Consider the following 19,092-nt stretch of genomic DNA (forward strand, 5'->3'; position numbering starts at 1 on the left):
GGCACATCAGGGATCACCCCTAGGCGAGCTCGTGGAGCCTCGCGTGGATCTCCGGCGTGAGCGGGTGGTCGTAGTCCTCGTAGATCGTCAACGCTTCCAGCAGGTGCGTGCGCGCCACATCGGGTTGCCCGGCGCTCGTCTCCCCCAGGCCGTGCAACGCCTCCGCGAGGCTCTTGCGGTCGCCGAGCACCCGCAGGAACTCGATCGCGTGCCGGAACGAGTCGCGCGCCTCGGCCCCGTTGCCCAGCTTCGACTGCGCCCAGCCGATGCTGACCAGCGCCATCGCCTTGCCGTGCACCGCGTCGTGCGAGTCCATCAGCTCGAACGCCGTGCGCGCGGACGCCAGCGACGCGTCGAACTGCCCCGCCGAACGCAGGATGTCGCTCAGGAACAGCCTCGTACCGCCCTCGCCGAACCACGAGCCGACCTCGGCGTGCCCGCGCAGTGCCTGACCGAACCTGTCGACGGCGAGGTCGAACTGGCGAAGGCCGCCGTACGCCATGCCCAGACCCGTGAGGCTCCACGCGGCACCGGCGAGATCACCGATCTCGCGGCGGATGGCGAGCGCGCGGTCGAAGAGTTCGAGGGCGTCGGCGAAGCGCTGGCCGCGGAACGCCGAAAGGCCCTGGCCGTGCACCGCCCACGCGCGGGCGATCTGGTTGCCGTCCCGGGTCGCGGTGCGCTCGGCGACGCGGTACGTGCGCGTCCACTCGTCCAGCGCGCTCGACACGATGAAGTAGTTCCACAGCGCCACCGGGATCTGCCACGCCGTCGGCGAGTGGTGTTCCTCGGCGAGCCGCGCCACCGCCAGCAGGTTCGAGGATTCCGTGCGGCACCAGGTGAAGGCCTCGTCGTGCGAGGCGAAGTCCTGAGTGGACAGTGGCGGCAGCAGGAACGCCGGGTGGTCCGGCGGCGCGATGACGGTGCCCGCGGCGTTCGCGGTGTCGAAGTACCAGCCCAGCAGGCGCTTCACGGCCTCGGCGCACCCCTCCGAGGACTCCTCGGTGGCGCTGAGTTCCGTGGCGTACAGGCGAAGCAGGTCGTGCAACCGGAACCGGCCGCGCGCGACCTCCTCGAGCATGTGCCCGCCCGCCAGCACGTCGAGCAACGTCCGCGCCCGCGACACCGGCACGCCCACGAGCGCCGCCACGGCGTTCAGGCTGATCTCGGCGCCGGGGTGCAGGCCGATCAGCCGGAACGTCCTCGCGGCGTCGGGTTTCAGGGCGAGGTACGACCACGAGAACGCGGCGCGCACGGCCGTGTCCTCGTCGTCGCCCGTGGCCAGCACGTTCAACCTGTCGCGCTCGTCGGCGAGATCGCTCGCGAGATCGGCCAGCGTCAGGTGGGGCCGCGTCACGACGCGTTCGGCCGCGATCCGCACGGCCAGCGGGAGGTGCCCGCACAGTTCGACGAGCTTCGCGGCGGCGGCGGGTTCGGCGGCGACCCGGTCCGGGCCCACCGCGGACGTCAGCAACGCCAGGCCCTCGTCGCGCGTGAGGATCGACAACGTCAGCGAGTGCGCGCCGTCGCGGGCGACGAGCCCTCCCAGGTGGTTGCGGGACGTCACGAGCACCATCGACGTCGAGCGGCCCGGCAGCAGCGGACGGACCTGCTCGGCCAGCCGCGCGTTGTCGAGCAGCACCAGAACCCGTTTGCCCGCCAGCACACTGCGGTACAGCGCGGACTTCGCCGGCAGGTCCTCCGGGATGCGTTCGGACGGCACGCCGAGACTCTGCAGCAGCTGGTGCAGGGCGGTGCCGGGCTGCACGGGCGGTGCCGACGCGTCGAACCCGCGCAGGTCGACGTGCAGCTGCCCGTCCGGGAACCGCGCGGCCACCTGGTGCGCGAACCTCACGGCCAGCGCCGTCTTGCCGACACCACCGGTGCCGGTGATCGCGACGAGCACCGGTGCGTGGTCGTGCGGAACGACCTCGGCGAGCTTCGCCAGTTCCTTCTCGCGGCCGGTGAAGTCGCGGACCTGGTGCGGCAGCTGGACGGGCACGAGCACGGGCGCCGCCGGTTCTGGCTGCGGGTCGTGCCGGCCGACGAGCAGTTGTTCGTGCAGCCGGCGCAGTTCGGGGCCGGGCTCGATGCCGAGCTCCTCGATCAGCAGCCGGCGCAGGTCCGTGTAGACGGCGAGCGCCTCGGCCTGCCTGCCACCGCGGTACAACGCGGACATCAGCAGGCCGTGCAGCCTCTCGCGCAACGGGTGCGCGCTCACCAGCGTCGTCAGCTCCGCCGCCACTTCGGCCTCGTGGCCGAGCGTCAACCTCAACGCCGCACGCTGCTCCACAGCCGTGAGCCTCAGTTCGGCCAGACGCGCGCGCTCCACCGCCGCGAACGGCCCCGGCACGCCGTCGAGGGCAATCCCCCGCCACAGCCCCAGCGCCGCGTCGAACGCGGTGACGGCCTCCGCGGGTTCGTCGCGCAGCCGCCCGGCCTCGTCCAGGTGCGCGCGGAACACCGCGGCGTCCGAACTGCCGGATGGGAGCCTCAGCAAGTATCCAGCGTCCGTGGAGAGCAGCACGGAACTCGGCGCCCGCGACGCCCTGCCCGGCTCGAACAGCCTGCGCAGCCCGGCGACGTAGGTGTGGATGCCGTTGTCCGCGCTGGCAGGTGGATCATCGCCCCACACGGCGTCGATGAGTTCACTGCGCGACACGACGTGGTTTGCGCGCAACGCGAGCACCGCGAGCACAGCCCTCTGCCGCGGGGGACCGAGCGTGAGTTCCTCGCCGTCCACCGTGGCCGCGAGCGCGCCCAGCAAGCTGACGCGCAACTCGTTCTGCACCGGCACTCTCACTTCGTCGCTGTCCGCGTTCACCTAGCAACCTACCGTCAGTTTTCGTCCAGAAGCCATCCAGAAGGTGTGCAGAGACCTTCTCCACACTTCACTCAGGTGGATTGGGTCGAAATGAGGGGCGGGGTATGAACGCGGCCGAGGTCTTCGACACGCTCGGGCTGGAATACCAACGCGCTTGGTCGCACCAGCCCGCACTGCACGGCACTCTCGCCTGGTTCGCCGCGACGCAGCCCTCGGGCTCGCGCGTGCTCGACATCGGTTGCGGCACGGGCGTTCCCGTCGCACGCACCCTCGCCAAGGCGGGCATGAAGGTCACCGGTCTCGACGTCTCCCCGGTCATGGTGGACCTCGCGGCGACGCAGGTCCCCGACGCCACGTTCCACAAGATCGACATCCGCGACTTCGAGTCACCCCCTGGTTCGTGGGACGTGATCTGCGCGGTCTTCTCACTGCTGCAGATGACGCAGGCCGAGATCATCCGGACCCTCGGCCAGATCTCGACCTGGCTGCGCCCCGGCGGTCACTTCTTCCTCGCCACCGTCGCCGTCGACGTGGAGCAGGTCACCCTGCCGTGGATGGGCCAGGAGATCGAGGTGTCGTCGTTCTCCGAGGAGAACTTCGAGGCGCACCTGGGCTCGGTCGGTCTGCGCGTCGTGCGCCGGAGCAGGCCGGTCTTCACCCCGTCCTACCCCGGCGCCATGCCGGAGGAGTCGCTGCACCTGGTGTGCCAGCGCCCCTAGGCCGTACCGCCCTAGTGCTGCTCGGCCAGCGCGCGCCCGATGAAGTGCGCGGACAGCAGCGCGAAGATGTACGCCTGCAGCACCTGCACCAGCGCCTCCAGGAAGAACAACGCGATCGCGAGCGCGAACCCCAGCACCGACACCGGCTTGAGGTAGATCGGCGCGTTGAACAACAGGAACTCGCTGCCGAGCGTGAACACCAGGATCAGCAGGTGCCCGGCGAACATCGCCGCGAACACCCGGATCGCGAGGTTCACCGGGTCGAAGAAGAACTTGAGGATGACCTCGGTCGGGATGAGCAGACCCCACAGGACGGGCTTCGGCACGCCCGGGATGACGAACTGGTTGCGCAGGTAGCCCTTGAGGCCGAACTTGCGGATGCCCACGTAGTGGTAGAGCGGGAAGATGACCAGCAGCGCGACGGCCGCCGGGAACCCGCTGTGCGTGAACGTCGGGAACTGGACGAACGGAATCAACCCGTAGACGTTGTTCACCAGCACGAAGCAGAAGATGCTGACGATCAACGGCACGTACGGCGCGAATTCCTTCGCGCCGATCTGCTCCCGCGCGATGGTGTTGCGGCCGAAGTCGTAGATCGATTCGGCGGCGAACTGCCAGCGGGTGGGAATGATCTTCATGCTCCTGGTCATGACCAGGAAGAAGGTCAGGATGATCACCACCGACAGGACCAGCAGGGCCTGCGGTTTGGTCACCGAGAAGTCGAACGGCAGGCCGAACGGCTCGTGCCACGTGAACATCGGTGGAAGAAGAATGTCGTCTTTGCCCGGTGGGCTGAAAACGTCATTACCGGCCATTGGGCGAACCCCCTCGTCCATGGTCTGGGTACAAACCTTATCGGACGAGGGGGTCGCAGATCACAGCAGGATCACGAAGTGGCCCGTATTCACACTGACGTGTCAGACCGGAATGACCGTGGGAACGATCATCGGCCGGCGCCGGTAGGTCTCCGCGACCCACCGGCCGACCACGCGCCGCACGGCCTGGGCGACCCGGTGCATGTCCGTGATGCCCTCGGCCTCGGTGCGCGCCAGCTCCATCTCGACCAGGGGCACCACGGCCTCCAGCGCCTTCGGGTCGTCGGAGAAGCCGCGGCCTGAGATCGTCGGCGCCGTGACGGCGCGGCCGGAGGTCCGGTCGATGGCGACCGAGATCGAGATGAAGCCGCCCTCGCCGAGCACCAGGCGGTCGGACAGCGTCGACTCGCCGACGTCGCCGACGGACAGGCCGTCGACGTACACGTGGCCGACGACGACGCGGCCGGAGACCGCTGCCTTGCCGTCGACCAGGTCCACGACGACACCGTCCTCGGCGATCACGACGTGGTCCTCGGCGACACCGGTGGCGACCGCGAGGGCCGCGTTCGCACGCAGATGCCTCCACTCGCCGTGCACGGGCATCACGTTCGACGGCCGCACGGCGTTGTAGAGGAACAGGAGCTCGCCGGCCGGGGAGTGGCCCGAGACGTGCACCTTGGCGTTGCCCTGGTGCACGACGGTGGCGCCGAGCTTGGCGAGGCCGTTGACGACGTTGAAGACCGCGTTCTCGTTGCCGGGGATCAGCGACGACGCGAGGATGACCGTGTCGCCCTCGCGGATCGAGATCTGGCGGTGCTCACCGCGGGCCATGCGGGACAGCGCGGAGAGCGGCTCGCCCTGCGAACCGGTGGAGACGAAGATGACCTCGTCCTCCTCCATCCGCATCGCGACGTCGAGGTCGACGAACAGGCCGTCCGGCACGTTCAGGAAGCCCAGGTCGGACGCGATGCCCATGTTGCGGACCATCGAGCGGCCGACGAACGCGATCTTGCGCTTGTACTGCACCGCGACGTCGAGGACCTGCTGCACGCGGTGCACGTGCGAGGCGAAGCACGCGACGATGACGCGCTGGTCGGCCTTGCGGATCACGTTCTCGAGCACGGGGCCGATCTCGCGCTCGGGCACCACGAAGCCGGGCACCTCGGCGTTGGTCGAGTCGACCAGGAAGAGGTCCACGCCCTCGTCGCCCAGGCGCGAGAAGCCCGCCAGGTCGGTCAGGCGGCCGTCGAGCGGCAACTGGTCGAGCTTGATGTCACCGGTGTGCAGCACCAGGCCCGCGGACGTGCGGATGGCCACGGCCAGCGCGTCCGGGATCGAGTGGTTGACGGCGAAGAACTCCAGCTCGAACGGACCGTACGAGCGGCGCTCCCCCTCCTTCACCTCCACCAGGCGCGGGGTCTGGCGGTGTTCGCGGCACTTGGCGGCGAGCAGCGCCAGCGTGAAGCGGGAGCCCACGACCGGCAGGTCGGGGCGCAGCTTCAGCAGGAACGGGACCGCGCCGATGTGGTCCTCGTGGCCGTGCGTCAGGACGATGGCCTCGATGTCGTCGAGCCGGTCCTCGATGGCGCGGAAGTCGGGCAGGATCAGGTCCACGCCGGGCTGATCGTCTTCGGGGAACAGAACGCCGCAGTCGACCACGAGCAGCCGGCCGGCGTGCTCGAAGACGGTCATGTTGCGGCCGATCTCGCCAATTCCGCCGAGAGCGACGACGCGGAGGCCGCCTTCCGGCAGCGGGGGCGGCAGTTCGGTCGATTGGGTCACGCGTTGACTCCCAGTTCGGCCGCGATGGCCTCGATGTCCTCGGCTGCGGCGGGCACCAGCGGCAGGCGTGGGTCACCCACGTCCAGTCCGCGCAGGCGCAGCGCAGCCTTCGTGTACGTCACGCCGGGAACCCGGCGGAAAGGTCGCAGCAGCGGCAGCAGCGACTCGTGGATTTCCTTCGCCCGGGCCACGTCCCCGGCTTCATACGCATCAATGAGATCCCGCAGGCGGTCCGCCGCGAGGTGACCGATGACGCTCACGAACCCGACCGCGCCGACCGACAGCCACGGCAGGTTCAGCGGGTCGTCGCCCGAGTAGTAGGCGAGATCGGTCGAGGCGATCACGCGGCTGCCCGCGTGCAGGTCGCCCTTGGCGTCCTTCACGGCCAGGATCCGCGGGTGTTCCGCCAGGCGCAGGATCGTGTCGACCTCGATCGGCACGACCGCGCGCGGCGGGATGTCGTAGAGCATCACCGGCAGCTCGGAGGCATCGGCGATGGCGGTGAAGTGGGCCAGCAGGCCTTCCTGCGGCGGCCGCGAGTAGTACGGCGTCACGACGAGCACACCGTGTGCGCCGGCCTTCGACGCCTGCTCCACCAGGTGGATGCTGTGCGCGGTGTCGTACGTGCCCGCTCCGGCGACCACGGTCGCGCGGTCCCCCACGGCCTCGACGACGGCCGTGATCAGCGCGGCCTTCTCCCGGTCGGTCGTCGTGGGGCTCTCGCCGGTCGTGCCGTTCACGACCAGGCCGTCGTTGCCCAGGTCCACCAGGTGGTTCGCCAGTTCCTGCGCCTTGGGGAGATCGATCTCGCCGCGCGAGTCGAACGGCGTGACCATGGCGGTGAGAACGCGGCCGAACGGGCGGTTCGGTCCTGCGTACGAGCTTCCTGGCATGCGCAGAAACTACCCGAGTTCACACACTTCGGTTCAACGACCGCACCCGTTGCACGGCGTCGGCGTCACCGCTGTATTCGACCCGGGCCTCGTCGCGCCCGAACGCCAGCATCACCAGCTCGGACACCTCACCGGTGATCACCACTCCGTTCGCGCCCTGCTTCGCGACGATGTGCTCGCCATCAGGCCGTACGAACGTCACGCCCACAGGCGACGACTTGTACGACGTGCGCGCGATGAGCGGCAGCAGCTTCCACAGCGTCGCCTCGCGTCGGGCGTCGTACGGCCGTGGCTCCCAGCCGGCCTGTGCGCGCCGCACGTCCTCGTGGTGCACGAAGTACTCGCCGGTGTTCATCAGCTTGTCGACCGGCTGGATCCAGAACGGCGGCGTGCGCACCAGGTCGAGGAGCTCGCTCCACGCCTTGTGCGTGTAGTCCGCCTGGACCTTCTCGGTCCACTTCGTGAAGACGGGCAGCAGGATGCCGGGCGCGGTGTCGGGACGGCGCTCGCGGATCGCGAGGTGCGCGGCCAGGTCCTTGGTCGACCAGGTACCGCACAACGTGGGCGCGTCAGGGCCGACCTCGGTCATGAGGTCGACCAGGGCCTTGCGTTCGTCGCGAGCGAGACTCACGTCCGGTCGTCCTCCCGATGAGCAACATCTACCGTCAACACGAACCTACTACGCGTGGTCGGGACGTTCGTGAACCTGTGGGAGATGTTGACCGAGGCCCAGCGGGCCCGGTTCCAGGCAGCCGGACGACCGAGGCACTACCCGGCCGGCACGGTGATCATGTGCGAGGGCGACCCCGGCGGCTGGGCGCTGGTGGTGACGAGCGGGCACGTGAAGGTCGTCGCGGTGACCCCCGGCGGTTACGACGCGGTGCTGGCGGTGCGCGGCCCAGGTGACGTGCTCGGCGAGATGGCCGTGATGGACGGCTCGCGGCGGTCCGCGTCGGTGATCGCGATCGACGAGGTGGCGGCGTTGTGGTTGTCCGCCAAGGCATTTCTCGGTGTCGTGGACGACGAACCCGCCGTGTCCGCCGCTCTCGTCCGCATCATCACCGCCCGGCTGCGCTACGCGAACAACCGCCGCAGCGAGTTCGCCGACAGCACCTCGGCCCAGCGACTGGCCGTGCTGATCGCCGAACTCGCCACGAGCTACGGGGTGCCGCAGGAGAACGGCACGCTCATCACGTTGCGCCTGAGCCAGCAGGACCTCGCGGGCCTGGCCGCCACCTCGCGGGAGGCGGTGGCCAGGGCTCTGCGGGCGTTGCGCGACTCAGGCCTCGTCACGACCGGCAGACGCCGTCTGCTGGTGCGGGACGTCGACGCGCTGCGGACTCAGTTCGGGCAACCCTGACGGCCGCTGTCGACCGAGTAGGTCCGGCCGCCCCACTTGATGTAGCCCGTCGCGAGCACGCAGACGTTCGAGGTACCGGTGACGGTCGCGGGTCCGGCGAACTGCGACCAGTTGCCGGGGCCATCGCTGTCGTAGGCGGTGTAGGTGCAGCCCAGCTGGCCTTCTCCGCTGGTCTGGGTGCACTTGAAGATCTCGACGGCCGTCTCCGCGGGCTTGTTCGCGGCAGCGCCGATGTGGTGGAAGCACGCGGTGTTCGAGCCACCGCTGAAGTCGATCCTGAGTTCGCCGACGCCGCCGACGCTCTTCTTGAAGGTGCCGCCGTTGCCCGAGCACGTGGCCGCCGCGCTGAAGTCGGACGCCTGTGCCGGTGCCACGACGGCCAGCATCATCGCCAGCGCGCCGAGCACCGTGAATGCCTTACGCATGAGAACCCCCTCTTTGCGTGTTCACAACGCCACAGAGAGTCACACCGAACGCAGCCGCCGTTCTGCGTCAGATGACACATAGCCGGGAACGTGCACCCAACCGCGCACACTCGACTCCTTCACGTGCACGTCGACGGGGACGTACCGCTCCAGCTCGATGCCTGGGTACCCGTTGCGCACGACGTCGTCGTAGAAGGTGTTCGACACGATGGCGGCCACCGGGCACGAGTCCGGCGCGCCGGCGAGCGCTCCGCGCACCGGCGGGGACTCCAGCAGACGCGCCAGCAGCACCTTGGCGTAGCCGGTGGCCCCGTAGCGGTCGATGTGCACGGAGCCCGCGTGCAGCGCCACCCGCACCCGCAGCGGCGACCGCGCGTACCTGTTGTGGTGCTTCAACTGCGCGGACAGCCGGTCCAGCAGCGGATACGCGAGGCGGTGGACCGGGAACCGCTGCGGGACGACGACCACCATGCCGTCGCCCCGGTCGCTCGTGCGGCACGCCCGCCACGGGACGCCGCTGTCCTCGAACGCCGTTCGCAGCGATTCGAAGAGCGTCGCCCGTGCCCGCACGAACTGCTCGGAGTCCCACTGTCCCGACGACGCGACGTCCACCGCCAGCAAGCCGCAGTGACGGATCCGCGCCGGCTTCCACGCGCCCAGGACGTTCCGAAGCACCTGCACCACCCCTCGCTGAGACACGCAGGAGTGGTTGCTCCGGTTGCCGCCGAAGTCAGGCCTCGTTCGGCTTGTAGCAGGCGGTGAAGCCGGTCGGCTTGGACGAGTTGTCGGAGAGCAGCTTGACCACCTGGTCGCGCTTGAGGTTCTCCGGGTAGCCCGGCCACTCCGGTTCCTGCCCGTTGACGTGCAGTTCGTCGAGCCAGTAGCCGGACTGACCGGAGACCTTGGACATCTCCAGGTCGCAGCCCTTCACCCGGACGACGACCTCGATGATCTTCTCCGAGGACTTGACCGTGCGCTTGCCGATCTTGCGGGACTTCTTCTCCTTCTCGGTGCTGGGCTCACCGGGGTTGCTGAAACCGGCGGCCTTGAGCTCGGTGACGAACTTGTCCTCGTTGCTCGTGCACGCCGACAGGGCGGCCGTGCTGCCGAGGACCAGCAAGGCGGAGATGATCCGTCGCTTCACGTTCAGTTGTCCTTCTTCGCGCTGATGGTGCCGTCGAGTTTGCTGCCGTCCTTGGTGCCGGCGAGGCACCAGATCTTGCGTTCCGCGTTGCCGCCCTTGTCCTTGGCCCACGCGCTCTCGCTCGGGACCAGGGTCGTGACCTTGAGCTTCGACCCGTCCTTGATCCACTCGGAGTTCAGCGTCAGCTCACACCGGGCCACGCCGAGGCTCTTCAGCGCGTCGACGCCCGGATACGCGGTGTCGGGCAGGTTCGAGGCGATCGGCAGGGTGTCGATCACGTCGAACACCTCGAAGTCGTGCGGCTTGTCGCACTCCTCCTTGGTGTCCGAGTTGAGCAGCTTGGTGGGCGCGACCTCGCCGAGGCCGCAGGTGTTCTCGTACAGGCCGAAGACCGGGATCTCGGCGCCCTCGCCGTAGGTCAGCGCACTGCTGCCGCTGCTGCCGCCGGGTGCCGTGAACGCCTTGTGCGCGAAGATGCCGCCGGTGAACGCCGCCGCGGCGATGACCACGGCACCGACCAGCGCGATGACGCGGTTGCGCTTCTTCTTCGCCGGGTCGGCGGCCGGAGCCTGCTGGTACTGCTGGGTCTGCGCGGGCGCGATCCCGGTGGGCGGCGTCGGCTGGTTGCCGATGCTGGAGAGCATCGCGCGGGCCTGCGGGCCGGACAGCCGGGCGTTCGGGTCGGCGATCAGCAGACCGGTGATGACGGCGCCGAGAACACCCGTCGCACGGGTCAGGCGCGGGGTCTCGCTCATGATCGCGTGCAGCGTCGAGGCCGTGGAGGAGCGCTCGAACGGGCTCCAGCCCTCGACCGCGTAGCAGAGGGTCGCGCCCAGTGCCCACAGGTCGGACGCGGGACCGGCCTCGTGACCGTGGATGCGTTCCGGCGACATGTAGGCGGGCGAACCGATGAGGCTGCCGCTCGTCGTCAGGCGCGGGTCGTCCATGCCCTGGGCGATGCCGAAGTCGGTGAGCTTGACCTTGCCGTCCGGGCGGATCATCAGGTTGCCGGGCTTGACGTCGCGGTGCACGATCCCGGCCTGGTGCGCGGCCTCCAGCGCAGACAACGACTGCAGCGCGATCGACACGACCTGGTTCGGCGGCATCGGGCCGTGCGCGCTGATCAGCGTCGACAGCGTGGCCGCCTCGACCAGCTCCATGACGATGTACGTCGTGCCGTTCTCGTTGATCGCGTCGAACACCGTGACGACGGCGGGATCGTTGAGCTTGCCCGCGGTGCGCGCCTCACGCAGGGCGCGCTCTTCGAGCACACGGCGTTCCTCGTGCGCGATGCCGTCCGGCAGGTGGAGTTCCTTGATCGCGACGAAGCGTCCGATGTGACGGTCCTGGGCGCGCCAGACGATGCCCATGCCGCCGCGGCCGAGTTCCGCCACCAGGGCGTACCTGCCGGCGATGACGCGCGGTTCGACTGCCTGTCCGTGCAACGTGCGCTCCTACAACCTCGGAACCGGGGGCGTTGACGGTACTTGAGACCCGCCAACTGGAGGATCGGTTCCTAAGCTTCCGGCGCTACAACCAGTTCGTGACCTGCGGCACGCAAGGCGAGCACCGCGCGCCCCAGATCCTTGTGCTTCACCAACAGGTGGTCCGTGTCGTAAGTGGACAACGCGAACAGGGAGACGCCGGCCGCCGCCAGTTCGCCTGCCAGAGCAGCCATGATGCCGGTGAGCGTGAACTCCAGCGGACCGCGCACGGTCAGCAGCCGCCAGCCCTTCTCCACCGTGTCACCGTCCACTGCGAACGACGCGGGCGCGATGATCGACAGCTCGGCCGGGGTCCTGGTCACGGAGACCAGGACGTCGGTGAGGTCGAGCAGCCCGCTGGGGACCGGTGCGTCCGGTGCCAGGCGCGTGACCGCGTATTCGCCGGGCCGGACGTCCACGATGAGCCGCTTCATGGTGTCAGCCTTCAACCACCAGTGGGCTGGAGGCAACTTCTGTGCCGTCCGGGAGTGTCGAGACGACGAAGTCCGCGAACGCGTTGGGCGCCGCCTTCGTCAATTCGCGCAGGCAGGCGACGGCGAGCTCGCGCAGTTCGACGTTGATGTGCTCGGTCGCGCGCATCGCGATGAAGTGGCGCCACGAGCGGTAGTTGCCCGTCACGACGATCTCGGTGCCCGTGGCGTTGGGCAGCACGGACCGTGCGATCTGCCGTGCGCGCCGCCCGTTGACGGTCTTCTCCAGGCTGTGCACCAGGTCCTCGTACGCCTTGAGGCTCGCCTCGGTCGCGGCGACGAACCGCGCGTGCAGCTCCGGGTCCCGCGCGATCAGGTCCGGTTCCACGACGTCGGTCGGGTCGGTGCGCTGGGAGAGCTGCGAGTACGAGAAGTGCCGGTGCCGGATCAGCTCGTGGGTGAGCGAGCGCGACAGCTCGGTCAGGTAGAGCGACGCGCTGCCGTGCTCGAACGCGGCGAGGTGGCCGACGTCGAGCAGGTGGTGCAGGAACGTCGCGTTGGTGTTCGTCATGGGGTTCGAGCGGTCCCACGACTGGTAGCAGGCCCGGCCGGCGAACTCGACGAGCGCCGCGCCGCCGTCCGCGTCGGTCGTCCACGGCACGTCGTCCGGTGGGATGAACTCGGTTTTCGCCACCAAGCGCACTCTCGGCATGGTGCCGACACTAGCCCTGACGTCAGGCGGTGGTTGCACGATGTCGGATGTGACGTCATAGTGGTGTCATGGATCTGTCGCCGTACATCGCGTCACTGCGCGAGGACCTGGCGACGGCCGCATCTGCGGGGGACGAGAACACCCGTCGAACGGCCGCCGCGTTGTCCGCAGCGCTCGAGCCAGCCGCGCGACTGGCAATCATGAACGCACTGTCCGACCTGGCCGCGGAGGTCACCGCCTCCCTGGACGGCCAGGTCGTGGACGTTCGCCTGTCCGGTCGTGACGTCCAGGTGGTCGTCACGGGATCGGCCGAACCGGAGCCGGAGCCCGCCCCGCGTCACGAGGTGCCGAACTTCGGCATGGGTGACGCCACGGGTGACATCAGCCGCATCACCCTGCGCATGATCAACGAGCTCAAGTCGAAGGCCGAGGCCGCCGCGTCGGCCCAGGGCGTGTCGCTGAACTCGTTCATCCAGCAGGCCGTGGGCGGCGCGGTGCACGGCAAGCACAAGCATCAGCACAAGGGGTGGAGCGGAAACGCCGGCTCGGGCTCGCGCGTCCGCGGATGGGTGCAGGGGTGAGCGGGATGACCGAACCGACTTCAGAACCGACGTCCGAGCCGACGCCGGAACCCTCGGGCGTGGTGCGCCAGCAGAGCTTCGAGTTCGCGGGCGTCGCCGAGATCGACATCTCACTGCTCAGCGGGCGTGTGCAGGTGCAGCTCGTCGACGCGCCGGGCGTGCACGTCGAGGTGCGGCACGACCCGAACGCCGGCAACTCGTGGACCGAGGGCCTGTCCAGCGTGCTGAGCTGGGTCAGCGGCCAGTTCGGCCCCGACAAGACCACTCCCCCGGTGGGTCCGGAGGAGGCCGTGCGCGACGCACGCGTCGAACTGCTGGGCAACCGCTTGCGCATCGAGTCGTCCAAGGCGCTGCCGTTGCGTGCCGTGCCTCTGTCCGTGGTGGTGACGGCTCCCGTGGGGTCGCACGTGGCGTCACGGACCGGTGCGGCCGATGTCATCGTCACGGGCGGTGCGGGTCGTCTGGACCTGAACACCGGCACGGGCAGCATTTCCGCGGACCGCGCGACCGGCGAGGCCAAGGTGAACTCGGGCGCCGGCACCGTCCGGCTGGGCACGATGCTCTCGACGCTCAAGGCCAAGACGGGCGGCGGTGACGTCGAGGTGATGAGCGTCGGCGGCACGTCCACGCTGATCACCGGAACCGGTGACGTGTGGCTGGGCGCCGTGCAGGGCAACGTCCAGGTCCGCACCGGCAGCGGCGACCTGACCGTGGCCGACGCGGCGTCGGGCGAGATCCAGCTCGGCACCGGCTCGGGCCACATCCGCGTCGGCATCCGCCAGGGCGCGCTCGCGCGCATCGACCTGGTGTCGACGTCCGGCACCGCCCGCAGCGACTTCGACGTCTCGTCCGAGCCGCTGGGTGACGCCGTCCTGTCGGTCACGGGCCGCACGGGCAGCGGCAACGCACTGGTGACCGCCGCTTCGAACTGACCGGGGGGTCGGAGGAAAGACGTCCCCGGTCAGGGCTCCTGGAACGGTTTGGAGCCACCGGGGACGTCGTCCGGGAAGATCGGGCAGCGGATCTCACCGGTCAGGAACTTCCGGACGAAGCTCGAGAAGTTCCCGGCGTAGGACCACTTCTCCCGCATGTCCGTGATCAGCACGGTCCACTCGTCCGGCTCGCCCCGGGTGAACCACAGGCAGTGCTCGCCGTTGACCGTCATGCCCCAGGGCAGCAGGCCGGGAGAGTCCGGGTGCGCGCGCAGGCCCGGTTGCCGGCGCAGCGCACGCAGCATCTTGGGTGCTGTTGACATCCAGTTCATGAAACCGGCACGTGCTGTTGGGTGCAGGATGCGAACGTAACCACCGACGATCAGTGGTGGGTAGGCCTCGGCGAGATGCACGAAGTCGCTGGGCAGCGCTGTGCCGACGCGGGCTTTGAGCGCGTCCCAGTCAACCGGGTCCGGACGCCTCTCGGGCGCTCCCAGCAGATCGATCCACTCGTCAGGCGGCACCGTTCACCTCCGTGACCCTCAAGCATCGCCTGTGGCACTAGGGGTTCGGTTGTACCGCAGTCCGGCGGCGACCAGTGAGACGACGGCGTCGAACGCGTCCTGAATGTGAGGATTCCCCCACTCCCGGGCGTGAGCCGGGTGGTGGAACACCTGCGTCGCGTCCCACACCGCCTGTGCCGACTTCCCGACGTCGTCCGTCACGAACTCGCCGGTGTCCACCCCCGCCTGGACGATGCGCGCGATCTGCCCCACCAGGTGCTGGATGTGGTGCTCGACGACGCCGCTGCTCTCGCCGACGAGGGTCTTGTACGTCGTGAACAGCTCCAGGTCGTCGGTGTGCGAGCTCCGCTTCTTGTCGAAGAGCCTCTGCAGCCACTCCCGCAGCACCTCGGAGGCGGGCAGCCCCTCGCCGAACGCCGGCTCCATCTCCCGGTGGATCGCGTCGAGCCAGCGCGTGGTCACCGCCTCCCGCAGGGCGGCCTTGGTCGCGAAGTGGCGGTAGACGCTGCCGTGGCTGACCCCGAGCGCCTTGGCGACGTCGACCACCGTCGCCTTGGCCGGGCCGTACCTGCGCAGCACCTCTTCGGTCGCCACGAGGATCGCCTCCGCGGTCAGCGCCTCCGCCACTTCGCTCACCTCTCGCTGTCCAGCATCGCCATCTGCTCGGCCGCGTAGCGCGTGCCCGCAGCGGCTCCGACGGGAACGACGGCCTCGATCTCCCGCAGTTCCCGTTCGGTGAACGTCACGCCGACGGCACCGATCGCCTCCTCAAGCCTCGCACGTTTGGTCGTGCCGACCAGAGGCACCACGTCCTCGCCGCGCGCGGCGACCCAGGCGATCGCGAGCTGCGCGACCGTGACGCCCTTGGACCGCGCGATCTCGTCGAGCTTCTCGACGAGATCCTGGTTGCGGGCCAGGTTGTCGCCCTGGAACCGGGGCGCGTGACCACGCCAGTCGCCCGCGTCGAGGGTGAGCGGCTTCGAGGAGATCAGGCCGCGCGACAGCACGCCGTACGCGGTGATGCCGATGCCCAGCTCACGGGTGGTCCGCAGGATCTCCCGCTCGACACCGCGCTCCAGCAGGCCGTACTCGATCTGCAGGTCCGCGATGGGGTGCACGGCGTGCGCGCGGCGGATCGTCTCGGCGCCGACCTCACTCAGGCCGATGTGCCGGACGCGGCCCTTGTCGATCTGCTCGGCGATGGCGCCGATGGTGTCCTCGATCGGCACGCTCGGGTCGAGCCGCGCCGGCCGGTAGACGTCGACGTGGTCGGTGCCGAGTCGCTGCAACGAGTACGCGAGGAAGTTGGCCACCGCGACCGGGCGGGTGTCGAACCCGATGAAGGCCCCGTCGGCGTCCCTCATGCCGCCGAACTTGACGCTGAGCTGCACCTCGTCACGACGGCCCTGGATCGCCTCGGCGACCAGCAGCTCGTTGTGGCCCTGGCCGTAGAAGTCACCGGTGTCGAGCAGCGTGACGCCCGCGTCGAGGGCGGCTCGCACGGTCGCGATGCTCTCGTCCCGGTCGGCCGGGCCGTAGGCGTTGGACATGCCCATGCAGCCCAGACCGAGGGCGGACACGACCGGGCCGGTGGCTCCGAGCTGACGCTTCTGCATTTCGAACCCCTTCGTCTCTTCGGTGAGTTCCAGCCTGCCCGATGGACTGACAGATTTCAATATCTGTCAGTCCATAGTTGTCCGCCCGATTGACAAAATAGTTTTGAACGTTCAAAGTATTTTTTGCGATGAGAGACGTGATCTATCTGGACCGGATGGAGCAGGCCGAGACCCTGCTCAAGCCGCAGCGCGTGGAGGTGCTGCGGCAGCTCGCCGCGCCGCGCTCGTGCACCGAGGTCGCCGAGGTGCTCGACCAGACGCCGCAACGCGTGCACTACCACGTCAAACAGCTGGTCAAGGCCGGTCTCGCCGCCCAGGTCTCCGAGCGCAGGGTGCGCGGCGTCCAGGAGGGCCTCTACCAGGCCGTCGCGCGGTCGTACTGGCTGTCGCCGCGCCTGGTCGGCCGGATCGGGTCGCGTGACGAACTGGCATTGGGGCACCTCGTGGACCTCGCCGAACAGATCCAGGCCGACGTGGCCGCGCTCGACAGGTCGAGCGAACTGCCGTCCGTCGGAGTGTCCGGAGAGATCCGGGTGCGACCGGAGGAACGCCAGGAGTTCCTGGCCGAGCTGCAGACGACGTTGCAGGACCTCTTCACCAGATACGGCGGCGCGGAAGGGGATGCGTTCCGCATCGCGCTCGCCTGCTACCCCAAGGGAGAAGACCGATGAGCACCGGAATCGTCCGAGTACGCACCTCCGCCGACCCCGCCACCGCCTACCGCGCGCTGACGACGGCCGACGACCTGCGCGTGTGGCTGGCCGAACACGCCGACGTGGACCTCGAGCACGGCGTGTACGAGTTCTGGGGGCGCTACACGCCCGACGGGGAGCGCGGCCGGCAGAAGCTGCTGGAGGTGACGCCTTCCGCGGTGCGCTTCTCGTGGCTGCTGAAGGGCACCGAGTACACGCTCGAACTCGGCGTGGAAGAGCGTGACGGCCAAACGGTGATCGTGGCGTCGCAGTCCCCGTTCCCGGAATGGGGCGCGGGCGTCGAGGACGAGGGCGGGGCGGGCGTCATCCAGACTTTCTGGTCGCTGGCTCTCGCGAACCTGGTCGAACACGTCGAGGGCCGGCCGGTGTTCGCGCTCTGCGACTTCTCGACGCCGGAGCAGCGGATCGACGTCGACATCGCGGCACCTCCCGCGGCCATCATCAACGCGCTGACCGACACCGAGGTGTTCGCGCGGTACTTCGGGGCGCGGTGCTCGATCGAGCCGCACGTCGGCGGCCGGTGGGCCATGGGGAGCTTCGAGGACGAGCCGAACCCGGCGAAGATCATCGCCCTCGACGAGGAGCACTTCGCGATCGAGTTCGCGGACGGGATGGTGTCGTCCTGGGAGCTCAAGGGATCCGAGGGCAAGACGCGGCTGACGTTCGTGCAGAGCGGCTTCGACCCGGCCGACCCGCCCTACGGCTCGTGGATGGGCTGGCTGTCCGGGTTCGCGGACATGCGCCGCATGCTGGAACTGCCGGACTGGCGTCCGCTGTGGCACTCGTACGAGGCTCCCGGCCTGCCGGACGGAGTCCTCGTTCTCGAATGATCGGGCGCAAAACAGGCGGGTGAGAGCCAGATCATTCGGTTCTCACCCGTTTGCGCCTGGCTTTCATCGGTTGGCGCTCGATAACTTCGGGGTCGTGCTCGAGTCAGCGCGACTCACCGTCGCCGCAGTGTTGATCGCCTTCTCCGTGACCGCGGCGGTCCTGTTCAACTACTAGAACCAGGCCATGACCACGGCCGGTGAGGCAGCGAGGAAGCTGAACCTCACGAACCGGCCCACCATGCCCGTGGCGACGAACATCGTCGTGGACATGCCCGCGAGCCCGGCGAGCACGCTCGTCGCCATGAACGGCGGCAGCCCGACCAGCGCGCTCACCCCGTGCGTGCCGGCCATCCAGTTCGGGTGCGCCCGGCACTTCGCGTGGATCCACTCGCCCCAGCGGTGCATGCGCATGCCCGGCCCGAACCAGCGCGCGAGCTTCGACGGCTTGTCGCTCGGCTTGCGGTGGAAGAACTTCGGCAGGTGGATGTCGCCGCGCGCGGCGTAGAAGTACAGCAACTTGCCCAGCACCTGGCCGACCGCCACCGAAAGGCCGACGATCCAGAACGATGTGTCCGGCCAGCGCGCACACAGTCCCAGCACGAACATCTCGATGCTGATCAGGGGGACTATCGCTGAGCCGAGCGCGACCCCGAAGGTGAGGGCGACCAAGGCGAGCACCCGGCCGAGGCTACACACATCTCACTGGGCGAGTCGGACCTCGAGCGCCCCGGACACCCGGACCTCGCGCAACGGACGCCCGCCCGCGTCCAACGTGCGCACCGTGCCGTCCCCCGTCCAGCCCAGTCGCTCGTAGAAGTTCCTGGATGCCTTGTCCGCCTCCGGCACCCACGCGATCCCCCGCGTCGCACCGGTTTCCGCGAGCCGTTTCACGGCCTCCGCGACGAGCCGCGTGCCGTGCCCGCGCCGGCCCCACCGCGGTTCGACGAGAACACTCAGGAGCGCGGTGGTGGCCGCGTCCTCCGGCAACGTCCCGTCCGCCCTGGCCACCTCGTCGTCGGGCGCCTTGCTCGCCACGACGAACCCGACCGTCCACTCCCCCTCCGTCGCCTTCAGCACCGCACCACCCCGGACGGCGTGCGACCAGGCGTCGTCGGTGTCGAGCGCGTCGAGGACCTCCGGCGGCAGGAGTTCGGCGTAGGCGAGCCGCCACGTCTCCCGATGGATGCGGATGATCTCCGAAAGGTCAGCAGCGGTGGCGGTCTGGACGCCGGCGTCGGCCATAAACGCAGCTTATCGACGCCGTCTCACAGGATTGTCAGGGGTGCGTGGCACCATCGGCGACGTGC

The 19,092-nt window shown here is 69.1% G+C and carries 22 protein-coding genes; 6 read left to right on the forward strand and 16 right to left on the reverse strand.

Features of this window, described 5'->3' with window-relative positions; translation table 11 throughout:
• Positions 1-19: 19 nt before the first annotated feature.
• Complete coding sequence (locus PV646_RS02085; RefSeq protein ID WP_500339737.1) at positions 20-2,824, reverse strand: AfsR/SARP family transcriptional regulator; 2,805 nt, start codon at positions 2,822-2,824, stop codon at positions 20-22.
• 104 nt (positions 2,825-2,928) lie between these two features.
• On the opposite strand from PV646_RS02085, the gene PV646_RS02090 reads away from it, so the two are divergent.
• Positions 2,929-3,543 carry a class I SAM-dependent methyltransferase gene (locus PV646_RS02090; RefSeq protein WP_500339738.1) on the forward strand — a complete coding sequence of 205 codons (615 nt, stop codon included), beginning with the start codon at positions 2,929-2,931 and terminating at the stop codon, positions 3,541-3,543.
• 11 nt (positions 3,544-3,554) lie between these two features.
• Here PV646_RS02090 and atpB read toward each other — a convergent pair whose 3' ends face one another.
• From atpB to PV646_RS02110, 4 genes are all read right to left on the reverse strand, one after another.
• On the reverse strand, positions 3,555-4,301 hold the full coding sequence (atpB, locus tag PV646_RS02095; protein ID WP_500339739.1) for a F0F1 ATP synthase subunit A: 747 nt from the start codon (positions 4,299-4,301) through the stop codon (positions 3,555-3,557).
• Between the two features lie 159 nt (positions 4,302-4,460).
• Positions 4,461-6,140: a ribonuclease J gene (locus tag PV646_RS02100; protein ID WP_500339740.1), complete on the reverse strand. Its 1,680-nt coding sequence runs from the start codon at positions 6,138-6,140 to the stop codon at positions 4,461-4,463.
• A complete protein-coding gene (dapA, locus tag PV646_RS02105) occupies positions 6,137-7,033 on the reverse strand; it encodes a 4-hydroxy-tetrahydrodipicolinate synthase (protein WP_500339741.1) in 897 nt (298 codons plus the stop codon). Before dapA ends, PV646_RS02100 begins: the two co-directional genes overlap by 4 nt.
• A 19-nt stretch (positions 7,034-7,052) precedes the next feature.
• Positions 7,053-7,664, reverse strand: coding sequence for a TIGR03085 family metal-binding protein (locus PV646_RS02110; RefSeq protein WP_500339742.1), 612 nt, complete (start codon positions 7,662-7,664; stop codon positions 7,053-7,055).
• A 54-nt stretch (positions 7,665-7,718) separates the two neighbouring features.
• Between PV646_RS02110 and PV646_RS02115 the strand changes: the two genes are divergently transcribed.
• The gene (locus PV646_RS02115; RefSeq protein ID WP_500339743.1) at positions 7,719-8,393 is read left to right on the forward strand and encodes a Crp/Fnr family transcriptional regulator; all 675 of its coding nucleotides are present in this window, start codon (positions 7,719-7,721) and stop codon (positions 8,391-8,393) included.
• Here PV646_RS02115 and PV646_RS02120 read toward each other — a convergent pair.
• The 6 genes from PV646_RS02120 to thyX form a co-directional block, all read right to left on the reverse strand.
• On the reverse strand, positions 8,375-8,818 hold the full coding sequence (locus tag PV646_RS02120) for a hypothetical protein (RefSeq protein WP_500339744.1): 444 nt from the start codon (positions 8,816-8,818) through the stop codon (positions 8,375-8,377). The genes PV646_RS02115 and PV646_RS02120 overlap by 19 nt on opposite strands.
• 39 nt (positions 8,819-8,857) lie before the next feature.
• A complete protein-coding gene (locus tag PV646_RS02125; RefSeq protein WP_500339745.1) occupies positions 8,858-9,493 on the reverse strand; it encodes a hypothetical protein in 636 nt (211 codons plus the stop codon).
• Positions 9,494-9,548: 55 nt separating this feature from the next.
• Positions 9,549-9,962: a hypothetical protein gene (locus PV646_RS02130; RefSeq protein ID WP_500339746.1), complete on the reverse strand. Its 414-nt coding sequence runs from the start codon at positions 9,960-9,962 to the stop codon at positions 9,549-9,551.
• Positions 9,963-9,964: 2 nt separating this feature from the next.
• Positions 9,965-11,407, reverse strand: coding sequence for a serine/threonine-protein kinase (locus PV646_RS02135; protein ID WP_500339747.1), 1,443 nt, complete (start codon positions 11,405-11,407; stop codon positions 9,965-9,967).
• 71 nt (positions 11,408-11,478) lie between these two features.
• Positions 11,479-11,880, reverse strand: coding sequence for an ACT domain-containing protein (locus tag PV646_RS02140; RefSeq protein ID WP_500339748.1), 402 nt, complete (start codon positions 11,878-11,880; stop codon positions 11,479-11,481).
• Between the two features lie 4 nt (positions 11,881-11,884).
• Positions 11,885-12,589, reverse strand: coding sequence for an FAD-dependent thymidylate synthase (gene thyX / locus PV646_RS02145; protein WP_500339749.1), 705 nt, complete (start codon positions 12,587-12,589; stop codon positions 11,885-11,887).
• Between the two features lie 68 nt (positions 12,590-12,657).
• On the opposite strand from thyX, the gene PV646_RS02150 reads away from it, so the two are divergent.
• Both PV646_RS02150 and PV646_RS02155 read left to right on the forward strand, forming a co-directional pair.
• Positions 12,658-13,170 carry a toxin-antitoxin system HicB family antitoxin gene (locus PV646_RS02150; protein WP_500339750.1) on the forward strand — a complete coding sequence of 171 codons (513 nt, stop codon included), beginning with the start codon at positions 12,658-12,660 and terminating at the stop codon, positions 13,168-13,170.
• A gap of 5 nt (positions 13,171-13,175) precedes the next feature.
• Positions 13,176-14,102, forward strand: a complete 927-nt coding sequence (locus PV646_RS02155) for a DUF4097 family beta strand repeat-containing protein (protein WP_500339751.1) — start codon at positions 13,176-13,178, stop codon at positions 14,100-14,102.
• 29 nt (positions 14,103-14,131) lie between these two features.
• Here PV646_RS02155 and PV646_RS02160 read toward each other — a convergent pair whose 3' ends face one another.
• Genes PV646_RS02160 through PV646_RS02170 form a run of 3 tightly spaced genes read right to left on the reverse strand, consistent with a single transcriptional unit; the run spans position 14,132 to position 16,242 of the window.
• Positions 14,132-14,626: a hypothetical protein gene (locus PV646_RS02160; RefSeq protein WP_500339752.1), complete on the reverse strand. Its 495-nt coding sequence runs from the start codon at positions 14,624-14,626 to the stop codon at positions 14,132-14,134.
• Positions 14,627-14,644: 18 nt separating this feature from the next.
• Positions 14,645-15,262, reverse strand: coding sequence for a TetR/AcrR family transcriptional regulator (locus PV646_RS02165; protein WP_500339753.1), 618 nt, complete (start codon positions 15,260-15,262; stop codon positions 14,645-14,647).
• Positions 15,259-16,242 carry an aldo/keto reductase gene (locus tag PV646_RS02170; RefSeq protein ID WP_500339754.1) on the reverse strand — a complete coding sequence of 328 codons (984 nt, stop codon included), beginning with the start codon at positions 16,240-16,242 and terminating at the stop codon, positions 15,259-15,261. The genes PV646_RS02165 and PV646_RS02170 overlap by 4 nt, the downstream gene beginning before the upstream one ends.
• 128 nt (positions 16,243-16,370) lie before the next feature.
• Here PV646_RS02170 and PV646_RS02175 point away from each other — a divergent pair, with 128 nt between their 5' ends.
• Positions 16,371-16,913 carry a helix-turn-helix domain-containing protein gene (locus PV646_RS02175; RefSeq protein ID WP_500339755.1) on the forward strand — a complete coding sequence of 181 codons (543 nt, stop codon included), beginning with the start codon at positions 16,371-16,373 and terminating at the stop codon, positions 16,911-16,913.
• Positions 16,910-17,785, forward strand: a complete 876-nt coding sequence (locus tag PV646_RS02180) for an SRPBCC family protein (protein ID WP_500339757.1) — start codon at positions 16,910-16,912, stop codon at positions 17,783-17,785. Before PV646_RS02175 ends, PV646_RS02180 begins: the two co-directional genes overlap by 4 nt.
• Before the next feature lie 171 nt (positions 17,786-17,956).
• On the opposite strand, the gene PV646_RS02185 is transcribed toward PV646_RS02180, so the two are convergent.
• Positions 17,957-18,463 carry a hypothetical protein gene (locus PV646_RS02185; protein WP_500339758.1) on the reverse strand — a complete coding sequence of 169 codons (507 nt, stop codon included), beginning with the start codon at positions 18,461-18,463 and terminating at the stop codon, positions 17,957-17,959.
• Between the two features lie 21 nt (positions 18,464-18,484).
• Entirely contained in the window at positions 18,485-19,027 is a 543-nt protein-coding gene (locus tag PV646_RS02190) for a GNAT family N-acetyltransferase (protein WP_500339759.1), read from the reverse strand.
• Positions 19,028-19,092 lie beyond the last annotated feature (65 nt).

This window comes from Streptomyces sp. ID05-26A (genome assembly GCF_033794685.1).
Classification (GTDB): domain Bacteria; phylum Actinomycetota; class Actinomycetes; order Mycobacteriales; family Pseudonocardiaceae; genus Lentzea.